General features: G+C 55.5%; 13 protein-coding genes. 5 read left to right on the forward strand and 8 right to left on the reverse strand.

Features of this window, described 5'->3' with window-relative positions:
* Positions 1-846: 846 nt before the first annotated feature.
* From Q8M85_RS04100 to Q8M85_RS04115, 4 genes are read left to right on the forward strand one after another with little or no spacing between them, the layout of a single operon-like run.
* Positions 847-1,494 (forward strand): hypothetical protein, encoded by a 648-nt coding sequence (locus Q8M85_RS04100; protein ID WP_305540607.1) that lies wholly within the window; start codon positions 847-849, stop codon positions 1,492-1,494.
* Complete coding sequence (locus Q8M85_RS04105) at positions 1,484-3,523, forward strand: hypothetical protein (protein WP_305540609.1); 2,040 nt, start codon at positions 1,484-1,486, stop codon at positions 3,521-3,523. Before Q8M85_RS04100 ends, Q8M85_RS04105 begins: the two co-directional genes overlap by 11 nt.
* 11 nt (positions 3,524-3,534) lie before the next feature.
* The gene (locus tag Q8M85_RS04110) at positions 3,535-4,509 is read left to right on the forward strand and encodes an AAA family ATPase (RefSeq protein WP_305343721.1); all 975 of its coding nucleotides are present in this window, start codon (positions 3,535-3,537) and stop codon (positions 4,507-4,509) included.
* Between the two features lie 37 nt (positions 4,510-4,546).
* Positions 4,547-6,106: a hypothetical protein gene (locus tag Q8M85_RS04115; protein WP_305540612.1), complete on the forward strand. Its 1,560-nt coding sequence runs from the start codon at positions 4,547-4,549 to the stop codon at positions 6,104-6,106.
* A gap of 301 nt (positions 6,107-6,407) precedes the next feature.
* Here the strand turns inward: Q8M85_RS04115 and Q8M85_RS04120 are convergent, their stop codons facing one another.
* Both Q8M85_RS04120 and Q8M85_RS04125 read right to left on the reverse strand, forming a co-directional pair.
* Positions 6,408-7,454 carry a putative sulfate/molybdate transporter gene (locus Q8M85_RS04120; protein ID WP_305540614.1) on the reverse strand — a complete coding sequence of 349 codons (1,047 nt, stop codon included), beginning with the start codon at positions 7,452-7,454 and terminating at the stop codon, positions 6,408-6,410.
* A gap of 101 nt (positions 7,455-7,555) precedes the next feature.
* Positions 7,556-8,941 carry an FAD-containing oxidoreductase gene (locus tag Q8M85_RS04125; RefSeq protein ID WP_305540616.1) on the reverse strand — a complete coding sequence of 462 codons (1,386 nt, stop codon included), beginning with the start codon at positions 8,939-8,941 and terminating at the stop codon, positions 7,556-7,558.
* 119 nt (positions 8,942-9,060) lie between these two features.
* On the opposite strand from Q8M85_RS04125, the gene Q8M85_RS04130 reads away from it, so the two are divergent.
* Positions 9,061-9,249: a hypothetical protein gene (locus Q8M85_RS04130; protein ID WP_305540617.1), complete on the forward strand. Its 189-nt coding sequence runs from the start codon at positions 9,061-9,063 to the stop codon at positions 9,247-9,249.
* A 147-nt stretch (positions 9,250-9,396) separates the two neighbouring features.
* Here the strand turns inward: Q8M85_RS04130 and Q8M85_RS04135 are convergent, their stop codons facing one another.
* The 6 genes from Q8M85_RS04135 to Q8M85_RS04160 form a co-directional block, all read right to left on the reverse strand.
* Positions 9,397-9,543, reverse strand: a complete 147-nt coding sequence (locus Q8M85_RS04135; protein ID WP_305540618.1) for a hypothetical protein — start codon at positions 9,541-9,543, stop codon at positions 9,397-9,399.
* A 50-nt stretch (positions 9,544-9,593) separates the two neighbouring features.
* Entirely contained in the window at positions 9,594-9,815 is a 222-nt protein-coding gene (locus tag Q8M85_RS04140; protein WP_305540620.1) for a GDCCVxC domain-containing (seleno)protein, read from the reverse strand.
* A complete protein-coding gene (merP, locus tag Q8M85_RS04145; protein ID WP_305540621.1) occupies positions 9,812-10,093 on the reverse strand; it encodes a mercury resistance system periplasmic binding protein MerP in 282 nt (93 codons plus the stop codon). The genes Q8M85_RS04140 and merP overlap by 4 nt, the downstream gene beginning before the upstream one ends.
* Positions 10,094-10,100: 7 nt before the next feature.
* Entirely contained in the window at positions 10,101-10,472 is a 372-nt protein-coding gene (locus Q8M85_RS04150) for a mercuric transporter MerT family protein (protein WP_305540623.1), read from the reverse strand.
* Between the two features lie 77 nt (positions 10,473-10,549).
* Positions 10,550-10,978 (reverse strand): MerR family DNA-binding protein, encoded by a 429-nt coding sequence (locus Q8M85_RS04155; RefSeq protein ID WP_305540625.1) that lies wholly within the window; start codon positions 10,976-10,978, stop codon positions 10,550-10,552.
* 568 nt (positions 10,979-11,546) lie between these two features.
* A partial coding sequence (locus tag Q8M85_RS04160; RefSeq protein ID WP_305540628.1) for an efflux RND transporter permease subunit occupies positions 11,547-13,629 on the reverse strand: 2,083 nt, incomplete at its 5' end.

Raw genomic sequence — 13,629 nt, forward strand, 5'->3', positions numbered from 1 at the left:
GGGGATGCCGGGCGGGAGCGCGAAGCGCGGGCGTAGGCCGAAGGCCGGAGGAGCTGGCGGGGGGCGCAGCCCCCCAAGAGGCGGTGACTTCGTGCACCCCGCGAAAAAATTCGCGAGTTATCCACAGGGTGCGGGCCTAGTTAAAAAACCAGTTATAAAAAAGTTAAAAGACAGTTAGAGGGGTGTGGGTAACCCCAAAAACGCCTTGTGAATCATAGGCTTAGGCGAAGTGCGGCGGTGTTCTACATACGAACTGGCGGGGGTCAACATGCGAACTTGCAGGGCTCAACATACGAGTAGGCGGGGGTCAACATGCGAATTTGCCCGTCTGGACGGGGGTCAACCTACGAAGAGTGCCTTCAAATCGGGGGTCAACATACGAATCGTGTCCGCCCCGTCCGCGCGGCGTACTTTTTGATACGTTTTGCGCCTTCAAGGCCCCTGTTCCCTGCCATGGGTGGCTGCTCATCCCGAAAACGGGGGTCTAAATACGAACTCTGCGGGGGTCTAAGTACGAATCCGGGTGCCTGAAGGAGCCGTCCGGTGAAAGAATCGTGATCGAGTTGGATCACTCACCTCTCATAGAGAGATGACATAGACAGCAAGCAACTTTCGGGCACGCGCCAGTGAAAGAAAGTTGAAGTTTGCCGAAAACGATCCTCTCTTCCTTGTTTTCTTTGAAAAGCACTATTTCCGACGAACGGAAAAGTGCCTTAAATACTCAATAAATTCAAATAAAACAATGTCTTAGCTAAGTTAAGCATCAACTTTCTTTCATTTTCTGTGAAAGAAAGTTGACTCTGTTGCTGGGTGGAGTAGCCTGCAGGGCGTGTGGAAGGAGGAGACATGCCCCATCTCTACTGCGCTCCATTGAGCCCACCGCGGCCTTTTGGCAGCTTCCGCTTCGACGTCTACAGTCGAACCGCCGGACGCAGGCTCACGTTGTACGGTGCCTCGTCGTTGAATCTTTTCGTCGACCTAGAGCTCGACTGGACGGTTTCGCACCTCTGCGAGCGTCCTCTGGTGATTCCAGACAGCAAACCTGCTCGGTATGTCGAGTTCTGGTCGCTCAAAGGGGGCACTCCTTTTTTCTATGTGACGCTGCGCAAGGGTGAGTCACTTGAAGCCTTTTCCCAGAGAACCGCTATTCAAGATTTTGATAGCTGGGTGCGTGGTCAACATGGTCAACTGATATATGTAGATTTTTCGAAAAATGAGCGCGGCAAATTTCGAACCAGCAACCTGTCTTTTATCGCACAGCATCTATCAGTATTTGCACCCAACAGACCTGCTGAGTCATCTCCAAAAGCTTTCACGCGCTTATCGTCAGTTTTCACGCTTCGCGATGCAGAACTGATCGTCGACCCAACTGACCCCATGCGAGGCAGAACGCAAGTATTTTTGGCTTGGATACAGGGAAAACTTACTTGCGCTGATATCAACAATCTCCCGTTGACGGCACAAACACAATTTTCAAAAAACAATGAGCACTAAGAAACCAATAGTGTTTGCAGTGCCGAATACAACGTTAGATCGGCACGCCTTGCCAGAGATGTTGAGGGATATAAAAGCGCTTCCGGCAGTTGATCCCAATTCGTTTTCTGGCAATTCTGATCGGGAAGCACGTTATCAAAGAAATCTTGAAGCTTACCGCCTTTACGTAAGCACAAACACTCCAATTTCCGAGATACAATCATTAACCGGAATTAATACGACCCAAATAAGGCGATTGATTCAAAGAGTGGTATCAACTCACGAAGATGGACTAATACAAGGTTTGCGTGGACTTATCCCTGACGCCCGCGTAAAGGTTTACCGAAGAAAAGCTATTGTTGAGTCTTCAACAGAAGACGATGGCAACAATCCTGCTGGAGCATGGCGGCAGCTATTAGAGTCTGTCCCGATCCTTAAAACCTGGCTCGATAAAGAAATTAAAAAAAGAAATGCGCCGCTAAAAAAGGAAGAAATCCGGGAGGTGCGACCCATTGCACGTATGATACATTCAAACTTTTTGAAGCAATGTAAATTATTGGGCATAAGTGACTCGCAATATCCCTTTAATCAAAATTATCGAGGATTGCGTTCTCTTCAACAATATATAAAAAACATCGAGGCAGAACAATTCTCACACACCGTCATAAGAGGAAAAAGCGTTAGGCATGGAGGCATTTGGTCGGATGAGGATTCATTCTTTGACATTGCTGCCACACAACCTTTTTCTGTTGTGCAATTCGATGGGCATAAAATTGATGTTCGGCTAACCATTTCAGTTGTTGATCCTTTTGGTATGGAAACAATTTATGAGATTAGTCGTATATGGATTCTGGCATTCAGCGATAAACTAACCAAAGCATCGCTGGGCTACTCTCTCTCATTGGGCGAAAATTATTCGGCATCTGACTTTGCACAAGCCCTCATAAACTCAATAGAAGGGCAACCACAAGTTGATCTGACCATCCCAAAACTGAAACTTTCTGCCGGTGGTGGGTTTCCGAGCAAAATCATTCCGCACTTATCTTATCAACGTTGGGGATGGGTGCATTTTGATGAAGCTAAAGCACATACAGCACAAGAAACGCTGGACCGAATGGTGCGAACGCTGGGAACATGGACCGCGACGGGACGATTAGGGCATGCAAATGATCGTTCGTTCCAAGAGCGTTTTTTCGGTATATTAGAAACTGCTGGCTTTCACCGCATTCCTGGCAGTGTTGGTTCCAGCCCAGAGGACAGTGTACGTGTTTTAGCTGATGTGGGCAATGACATCAGCCGGCTAATCCGGTTAGATCTATTGGAGCAAGTTGTATATGTGCTTATGGCAAATCTCAACGCGGAAACGCAAGGTGGATTAGGAGGGCGTAGTGCTATTGAGGCGATGAACTACTTTACTGCAAAACCCACATTTCGGAATGAGCCTATTCCGATAACGCGCAGGGGGGAAGTATTTCTGATGCGCAAGGAGGTGGTGCTTACTATAAGAGGGCGCCCAGGAGAGCTGATGCATGTAAATTACAAAGAAGTGCGATACAGCTCAAAGGTGCTTTCAACGCGCCACGAACTCGAAGGTCACAAGCTGCGCTGTTATGTGATTGAAAAAAATATTTGCCAAATTAGAGCATTTTTCGAAGATGGCACCGAACTTGGGATGCTTGTCGCCAGCCGACAATGGGCACGTACACCTCACTCTCTTCGGACTCGAAAAGAAATAAACCGTTTAATTAAACTCGGAAAATTGCGCGTGGGTGATTCAGATGATGTTGTGGTCGCATATATCGCTATGAAAAAAACAGAAGCTGCAACCAATAAACGCAGTGCATCAAGGGCTGCCGCTGCACACCGCGAAGCTGCAATACCTAAGCAGCATCCTTTGAAATCCGAGAACGAGCTAGAACAACACAACATCTCAGATCCTGCCAACGATATCCAGGATAGCGTGACTGAGGATGCTCAGAATAACGAGCCAATTGAAAAGAAGTCGATTAAACCCACACCGATGAAGATAAGATCAACCATCATTCTTTGAGAGGAATTGAAATGATGCTTCAACGTCCTTTTTCAGTGCACACACATCCGATGCACCGAAAAACCTACATCATTCCAACCCCATCCATTGATGCGCTTCATGAAAAAATTATTGACCTAATCTACCATGGTACGCCAGGAATGATTGTGTATGCGCTGACGCGCATCGGAAAAACCTATGCTATTCGATATCTGGAGGGAATGTTAAAGCGAACATATCTTCCGGGATCATTGATAAATCTTGAATGTCACTACACCAACAGTAAAGCATCTGAAGGAGACTTTTACTCCAATTTTTTGCATTGTATGAAACACCCAGATGCAGAACTGGGAAATAGAACTCAGAAGCGTATCAGATTGATCAATCTTTTATTGCGCAATCTTGAAAAGTCAAAAGATAGTCTTTTGCTTTTGTTTGTTGATGAAGCGCAACATCTTCAGGTAGAGGAATATCGTTGGCTTACCGAAATCAGTAATCGAATAGAAAAAGAGGGTTATCGTATGACCACTTTCATGTTTGGTCAGCCTCAACTCAAACAGCAAAAAGATGCTTTTCGACTTTCAGCTCAGACTCAGATCATTGGGCGATTTATGGTCGACGAATTCGCCTTTCATGGTATTCAGTCCGAGGAGGATCTCGCTGCCTGCTTACAAGGGTATGACAACACTATGTTTCCAATCGGTAGTGATTGGTCTTTTACTCGGTTTTGCCTTCCATCTAAATGGAGTTGTGGATTCCGGTCTATACACTTGACATCGTCTCTTTGGAAGGCATTTTTGTCCGCTAGGCCGGACGCCCATCGGCGCAATGCTATGGAGATCCCGATGAAATACTTCTCGCAAACGATTGAAATTCTGCTTTTGAAGGATGGAATGGATGATCAGGGGAATGAGAGAGAAGTCACCGTACCCAGAATCAATGATGCAATCCAACGCTCAGGATTTTTAAGTGCGCAGGAAGATATTTTTGTGGTTGGAAAATATTAAGCCCATTGAAGTTGGTAGCTTTCTTTAAGTAAATGCAATGAAGCGCGCACTCAAGAAGGCGAAGCCAATAAAACAAGATTGCATTGCATATCTTTTAGAGGATGATGTAAAAGTAGTTTCTTTGAGAACATGGAGTGAGCGGTGGGACAATCCAGGTGAGTCCTTTTATGCATTGGTTGCACAGTTTGGAGCTTTAAATGCCTTGACCAATGTTCAACTCTCTGATTTATTTGTTAAGCATACGTTTATCGATGGTGGATCGGGATTGGTTTGGAGAGAATTTGCAGTAGTAGATTTTCGAGATGGTTCTGGACTCGATCTAGAGTATTTGGCTTTTCAACTTCGAATGGAGCTTCCCGAGTTGAAAGCCAGATCAACTGCAGCTTTGATGCCGAATAGTTTAGCCGTTACCTCTAATGTCTTGGTGTGGTGTCCAACGTGTGTAAAGACGGGGCACCATCTATGCACTATGCAATTGCCAATGGTGCGGGAATGTCCCAGACACCGAAAAGCACTCCTTCGCTCTTGCCCCAAATGTAAGTCGAGTATTCCTTACATGCTGAAGCGCTCGGCTAAAGTACCTATGTTTGCTTGTCTGCAATGCGGCCATGACCTTGCACCTGCCACGAGAGAGCCACAAAATTTTGTGCCTTATCCACAGGAATTCCGGAGGGTTGTCGATCATCAAGTCGACTATTTAAGCCAAATGGATAAATTGCCCATTTTGCTAGGCAACATCAATAAAAATCTCGCCCGAAAGAACTATGAAATCAAACTTTCTAAACCAAATTTTGCTCGTGCACAAAGTAGCTTTAGTGAATTTGTTGGTAAGTTTTTATCCGCGGTTGTGGTGGTCAATCATATAGGCCATCGCAACCAAGCGGTACTGCAAATAAATTTGCCATTTGAACAAATGACCAGTCGTAGCTCGTTGGGACTTTCACAGGCTAAAAAAGGTTCAATCGCAGGAGCAACCAGAATCGGGCTTGAATCCGAACAGGTTTACATCGAGTCAACTAAGCTTTATCGCGCCGTCAGGAGGCATGTTCAGAAATCTATCGTTGGGCAACACATGAGATGTGTAAAACTTGCTCAGCGCGCACTTTGGTGGGATAACCAAGGGGAACGTACCGTGGCGTTTTGCCCAGTCGCTATGGCATTCATGAGATGGCGTATGCAGTGGGAAAGTCGCCGGGCAATTGGGCAGTTGCCAGGTTCAAAACAAACGCTGACCATGCTCGGGATCGTGGGTTGGATCGCTGCTGAACAGCCGGTTGCGTTGCCTACATGGCGTGCAGAGTTTTTCTCTTGGCTAAGATGTCACCTGCTAGGAACGGATTTGATCGATTCGATGTCTGGTTGGATCACGTTTTGTCAACGGGAGTACTCCAATGGTCACGTGATATGGCGCCCAGATGCTCATGAACATTTCGCTCGACATCATTGGGGTTGTTGTGGTGGAGGAACAAGTGGAGAGCCAGGTTATTTGTTCTTTGACGAACAAAATCGGATTGAACCCCAACACATTTCTAAGCGAAGTCAGTGGATTGAGCACTGTCGTCAAACGGAATTATTAGTCAGTTCGATCAAGAGATAGACGAGATTGCAAGGTAGTCTCAGCCATCCCAGGGAAGTAGACGTGGCGCCTTGACGGGAACCAGAGCCATTCGATCTCGCATGGATAAAGGCATCAGAGCGGCACACCCCGCGCCTGTAGTCGAGTTGGGCCGGCAGGTGAGGCCGAGGATGGTCCCGCAGCGATCATCTGAGCAGGAGGGCGCCTTAGCAGCTCCTTAGCTTTGTGCACCGTCCCGTCCAGCCACTGATCCACCTCAACCTGCTCAATTGCGATGACACTGCGCTTGTCCTGCTCGTCGGGCCCCGCCTTCGGATCGGACTTATGCATGCACCGCATCAGAGGATGGTCGTCTGCGGTCCCCCGGGCGCTCGGCGGCAAGCTGAGCGCCTAAATAGGCGGCGGTGTGGGGAATTCCAGGCAGTCGGTCTCGCCATTTTGTGACTAGGTAGACGGTAGCTCCTAGACTTGTTGCTGCCAGTCGTACTATGTCACAGAGCGACAGCTGTACCCGGCGCACTGCATCAATGCCGCCGGCGCCAAAGCACATGGGTGGTGCTCCCAGGCCACCGGCCAGCAGGTTCATGAAGCCGGTGCTATACGCCCTGCGGCTTTCGTCCACGTTCACTGCGGTAAACGGGCGGCGGGTTTCGGCCAAGATGCCGAGGATGACGTTGCCGAAGGTCAGCGGGATCTGCGCAGTCGCCAGGCCGATGGCGGTCAGCCACACCCCGGGCCGGTTGAAGGCCGTCCACTGCGGTGCAGGCAGGGCCCCGGTCCAGGGAGTCTCGGTCACCAACTGCATCAATCCGGGCTGTCGCCACCACCCCACGGCCAACCCGATGGCCATGAGCACCGGCATCGTGAGCCAGCGCCCCCGGCCCAGCAACACCAGGGCCAGCATCACCGATTCGCCGCCCAGAACCGCGTCGCTCTCGATACGGCGCAGGCCTGCCACGATGAGCGCGATGCACAGACCGAGCACGACGCCGTGGATCACATCGCGCGAGACGTGCCATGCCAGCCAGCGCGCCAGGCCACTCCACGCGGCAATCACCCAGAACGCGCCGGTAATCAGGGCCGTCAATGCCAACACCGCCGGCATGTCGTTGGTAACCACCACCGTGTGGCCCAGCGCCGCTGCGCCTACCGCCTTCATGGGCTGCACCGGCATAGGCACGCCAAAGCGCAAACCCACTATGACAAGACTCAAGCCGAAGGCCAGCAGGATGGAGGAGGGCTGCACGCCGGCGACCACGATTAAGCCGACCAGAAACGGCAGCAAGGTGCCCAGGTCGCCGCTCCAGGTGGCATCCGACAAGGGCTGTGGTGCGGACAAGGCTTCGCTGGGCTCGGTGGCGGTCGTCATGCGGACGCTTTTGCGGTGTCGCCGAGCGCCGGACTCAGGAGGATGGATTCATGGAGTCTTGATGGGGAACAAGCGGCAAAGGCTGATGCCGTGAAGCGCCCTCATTGCCCGTCCAGTGGCTTCAACTGCTGCAGCAGCGAGGGCAGCAGCTCCGACACCGTAGGGTGGATGTGCACGGTGCGTGCCATCACGTCGCAAGGCTGTCCAGCGGCCATTTGGTCCAGCAGACTGTGCACCACTTCGTCGCCGTTGAGGCCGAGGATGGCCGCGCCCAGCAGAAGCCGTGTGTCGGCGTCCACCAGCACCTTCATGAAGCCCTGGGTCTCACTCGCTTCGCGCGCACGGCCCACCTTCTGCATCGGCATCTTGCCCATCAACACCCGCCGCCCGCTCGCGCGGGCTTCGGTCTCGGACATGCCCATGCGGCCCAGCGCCGGGTCGATGAAGAGCGCATAGCAGGGGATGCGGTCCGAGATGCGGCGCGGGTCGTTGTCGAAAAGGTTGGCCACGACGATCTCGTGGTCATTCCAGGCGGTGTGCGTGAAGGCGCCTTTGCCGTTGCAATCACCCACTGCCCACACACCTGCTGCGCTGGTGCGGCACTGATCGTCCACCTCGATGTATCCCTTGGCGTCCATGCGGATGCCCGCGTGTTCCAGGCCAAGCGTGTCGGTGTTGGGCTGGCGGCCCACGGCCAGCAGCACATGGCTGGCGACGATGGGTGATCGTTCATCCGAGCATTGCGCGCCCACCGAGATGCCATCAGCAACCTGCGCCAGCGACAGGCAATCGGCTTCCAGCTCGAAGCGCACACCTTCCGCCTGAAGAATCTCGCGAATGCCGTCCGACACGTCGGTGTCTTCGCGCGGCAGCAGACGCGCCGAGCGCTCCACCACCGTCACCTGGGCGCCGAAGCGGCGCATCATCTGCGCGAACTCCAGGCCGATGTAGCTGCCGCCCACAATGATCAGGTGCTCGGGCACGGTCGCCAGCTCCATGATCGATACGTTGTCCAGGGTGGGCACGTCGTCGATGCCCTGCAGTTCCGGGCGCACCGAGCGTCCACCCACGTTGAGGAAGATGCGCGGAGCGGTCAGCTGACGGCCATTCACCTCCAGCGTGGCCGGCGCCACGAAGCGCGCCTCGCCGGTGATCACCTCGGTGTGGGCGAGGCCACGCATCCATGCCTCCACCGCCTTGCGTGAGTGCAGCACGATGCCTTCCTTGCGGGCCTTTACCCGCGCCATGTTCACCCGGATGTCGCCCGCATCAAAGCCGTATTCGGCGCCACGTTGCGCCTGGCGAACGGCGCGCGCGCTGGCCACCAGGGTCTTGGTGGGCACGCAGCCCACATTCACACACGTACCACCGAAAAGGTGGCGCTCGATCACGGCAGTGCGCAGCCCTTCGCGGGCACAGCGCGCGGCCAGGGCGGGGCCGGCCTGGCCAGCGCCAACGACGATGGCATCAAAAATTTCCTTGGGCATACGGGGGATCTCCGGGTTGCTGTGAACGACTCTGTTGATCATGTACCTTCGGTACAGGTGCTGTCTACCCATCCAGGCGCACCATGCCTGGCGCATCGGAACTCACCAGAGAGACACCCATGAGCACCTACCTCAGTGTGGAGTTTTTCGAGCGGCAGTTCGAGCGGCGGATTCACCTTGTGCCAGGCGGCACGATGGTCGTGATCGTGCTGATGCACGGAACGACCCACATGGACATGTTCGACCCTATGCCCATTGCCTGCTTCCGAGGAGCTTCCTGCAGGCGCAACTTTCCTGCTGGCGGGTGATCGCCTCCACACACCAAGAGTTTGCGGCGCCAGGAGACAAGGTGAAGTCGTTCTCCACCACCGGTAGCAGCTGCGCAACCTGTCCAGCATGGTGAATGCCGAGATCGGGGCGGCGAGGGAGATGGTGGCCCGTATCCCCTGAAATGTTCAGCTCTTTAGGAAGTGCCTCAGGAGCACCCCTGTGCCAAGCACCAGGCCAAGCAGAGCTAAAAGCAAGACCAGCACCATTGACGCCATCATCCAGCCCATTCCGCTCATTCCGCTCATTCCAAGCATACAGTTCATCATGGTCATTCCCGAAGTTCGTGTGTACGTAGTCAGACTATGGGTCTGTCGTGCTGATATCAGCCGCAGCAGCCCTTGGACCCGCTCGCCTGTACCGGGGGACACGCAACGGTTCCGTAGGAGCAGTAGACGCAGCAATCGCCGGCCTTTGGCTTGAGCACTGCGCCGCACCCCTCGCAGTCGTAGAACCACTGACACGCATCCGTGGGCATTGTTTCGACCTTCGTGTGTCCGCAGCTTGGGCAGGTCAACGCGGAGATCAGTTCCGGCTGCGCTGTCACTTGGACACCTTCACGGGTGTTGATGGGAAGCCGGCGTTTTCAGTGGCCCTCGAAAGGGTCGCCACATCTACCTTGGTGTCGTCGTACACCACGGTCGTCTGCCGCTTGGCGAGGTCGCTCTTGATGGAGGCGACGCCAGGCACCTTTGATAGCGCGGCCTTGATCGTCACGGGACAAGACGCGCAGCTCATTGTGGGTACAGACAAGGTGACGGTCTGGGTGTCGGCAAAAGCAGGACCAGCTGCGAAGAGCGCGAGAAGAAAGAGTGCAGTTTTCATTTAAACCTCAATAGAACAGTGGGGCGATGAGAGGAAATCCAAGAACGACGACGAGGAGGATCACCCCCATCACGAAAACAGTTTTCTGGGCATGCTTGCCCTCTGGCGTAGCACAGGCACGATCGGCCTCGCACACAGGTGCGCGCCAAATCTTGCGCCAGGCCATGAAGAGGGCCAGGCCGGCTATCGCAAGGAAGATGGGCTGGTACTGCTCGAAGGCAGTGAGCTGCCCGATCCAGGCGCCTGACACGCCAATTAAGACCAGGACCAATGGGGCAACGCAGCAAAGAGAGGCCACCAAAGCGGCAAAGATCGCTGCCCCAAGTACAGGTGATGCGGAGCTCGAGGCTCCTTGTGTCGGCGATTTCTCAGTGTTCATGCTGCCAAGACTAAGGCCGTACTAGGCTACGGAGTCAAGGCCATTGGACCGGGGTGGTCACTCCAGCGTACCTGGGCTCATTCAGAGCAATTGGTTTCGGTCGGTGCATGAAAGGAAGCGATCAGCGGGCAAGCCACCTTGCCCCGACCAACGCGGCAAGCCTTCACCAGGCCGGACAGAGCCAATTCCATGCGCGCCAACTCCGCCAACTTCCTTCGGATCTCGACAAGTTTTGCTTCTGCAAGGGCGCTTGCCTGCTTGCATTGGGCACCATCCTCAAGTCTCAGAAGCTCCCCGACTTCATCCAGGCTGAACCCCACACTCTGCGCGGACTTGATAAAGCGCAGCCTTTCAACGTCGGTAGCGCCATAGCGGCGGATGCTCCCGGCCTGCCGCGTTGGCTCGGACAGCAGCCTCTTGCGCTGATAGAACCTGATCGTTTCCACACCGACGCCGGCAAGGGCACCAAACTCGCCAATGGTCAGGTGGTCGTTGTGGAGGTTCATTCGATGCTCTGTAGTTAGCTACGGTTCCAGCATAGCGCAGTCCAAGCTACGAGCCCTGCTGATCGATGTTCGGTGCTGCGTTTTGTCTGCGGTGTCCATGCACCTCCGCTGAGCGAATAGAGACAAGCCAATGACGAACTCGCTGAACACCGCTACAAGTGGTTCTTCGAGTGACTCATGCATCGCCGTCACTATCTCTTGGTCGAGTACCAAGCCTTTGGCTATGCGGTGTGCCGTCACGAGATCGAGTGCAGACCCGACAGATCTTTGCAGTTCTTGGGGAACAAATTCGCTGAAGTCCATTGCCAGTCCAATACGCTTGCAATTTCTGCGTGTCCGTCTCCTCAAGAAGGTCTCGAACATTCGCGCTCAAGGGCTTGAGCGGTTGAAAGGGGCAATCACCGGTCGATTGCTGGCTGTATCGAGAACGGCGGTAGCGCCCCCGACAGCGGTCCTTCCGCCGAAGTTGCGGGCAGCCCCTCGCTGGAATATGCGTTCCCAGTTCGGTCTACACATGGATTTCATGCAGGCGTGTTGCCTGGAGGTATTCTGCGTTCCCACCGAGTTCCTAAATAGTGGAAGCTTGGCGCTGCCGCCGCATCAGCCGATAGACCACCGGCACCACCAGCATCGACAACAGCGGTGCGCTGATCATCCCGCCGATCATGGGCGCGGCAATGCGCTGCATCACCTCGCTGCCGGTGCCCATGCCCCAGAACAGCGGCAACAAACCGGCCACGATGGTGGCCACGGTCATGGCCTTGGGCCGCACGCGCAGCACGGCGCCTTCGCGGATGGCTTCCAGCAACGACAGTTCGTCCGTGCGCCCGGCGTCCAGCCGTTCCTGCCACGCCTGCTTGAGGTAGATCAGCATGATCACGCCGAACTCGGCCGCCACACCGGCCAGCGCAATGAAGCCCACCACGCTGGCCACCGACAGGTTGTGCCCGAGCAGCCAGAGGAACCACACACCGCCCACCAGCGCGAACGGCAACGTGGCCATGATCAGCAGCGCTTCGTCGAAGCGGCGAAAGATCAGGTACAGCAACACGAAGATGATGAGCAGCGTGACCGGCACCACCAGTTTCAGCTTGGCGGTGGCGCGCTCCAGAAACTCGAATTGGCCCGACCACGACACCGAATAACCGGCAGGCAAAGCCACCTGCTCGGTCACTGCGCGCTGCATGTCCAGCACCGCGCCGCGCAGGTCTCGTCCGCGGATGTCCACGTACACAAAGCCGGCCAGGCGCGCATTTTCGCTGCGCAGCATGGGTGGGCCCTCGGTGATGCGCAGGTCGGCCACATCGGAGAGCACCAGGCGTTGGCCGTTGGGCGCCACGATGGGCAACGCGCGCAGCTCGGGCAGCGAATCGCGCAACTCGCGTGGGTAGCGCAGGTTGATCGGGAAACGTTGCAGGCCCTCCACCGTTTCGCCGATGTTCATGCCGCCCACGCCGCCAGCCACGATGTCCTGCACGTCGGCGATGTTCAAGCCGTAGCGCGCGGCGTCCGCGCGGCGGATGTCCACGTCGATGTAGCGCCCACCCGTGAGTCGTTCGGCCAATGCGCTGCTCACACCGGGCACGTCCTTCACCGCGCGTTCGATCTCGCCGGTCAGCCTGTCGATGGTGGCGAGATCCGGCCCGGCCACCTTCACGCCCACCGGGCTCTTGATGCCGGTAGCGAGCATGTCGATGCGATTGCGGATCGGGGGCACCCAGATGTTGGACAGGCCGGGCACGCGCACCGTGCGGTCCAGCTCCTCGACCAGCCGGTCCGGCGTCATGCCGGCGCGCCACTGGCTGCGCGGCTTGAACTGGATGGTGGTCTCGAACATCTCCAGCGGAGCCGGGTCGGTTGCGCTGTCCGAGCGGCCGGCCTTGCCGTAGACGCTCTGCACCTCGGGCACGGTCTTGATCAGGCGGTCGGTCTGCTGCAACAACTCGGCGGCCTTGCCGGCCGACAGGCCGGGCAGTGCGGTCGGCATGTACAGCAGGTCCCCCTCGTCCAGCCTGGGCATGAACTCGGCGCCGATGTGCTTGAGCGGCCACAGGCTGGCCATTAGCAACACGGTGGCCACCACCAGCGTCAGCTTCGGGGCCCGCAACACCGCGTCCAGGCAGGGGCGGTAGAGCGCGATCAGCATGCGGTTCAATGGGTTGGCGTGTTCATCGGGGATGCGTCCTCGGATCAGGTAGCCCATCAGCACCGGGATCAGCGTCACGGCCAGCCCTGCCGCCGCCGCCATGGCATAGGTCTTGGTGTAGGCCAGAGGCGCGAACAACCGTCCCTCCTGCGCCTGCAGCGTAAACACAGGAATGAAGCTCAACGTGATGATCAACAGAGAAAAGAACAGTGCAGGTCCAACCTCGGCGGCCGCCTCACCAATCACGCGCCAGCGCGGTTCGCCCGAGAGGACCTGCCCCGGATGCTCATGGCCCCATCGCTCCAGGTGTTTGTGCGCGTTCTCGATCATCACCACCGCAGCGTCCACCATCGCACCGATGGCGATCGCGATGCCGCCCAGCGACATGATGTTGGCGTTGACGCCCTGGTAATGCATCACGATGAAGGCGGCGAGTATCCCTAGCGGCAGCGAGATGATCGCAACGAACGCCGAGCGCAGGTGAAACAGGAAGATGAAGCACACC

Source organism: Tabrizicola sp. (assembly GCF_030694085.1).
GTDB lineage: Bacteria > Pseudomonadota > Alphaproteobacteria > Rhodobacterales > Rhodobacteraceae > Tabrizicola.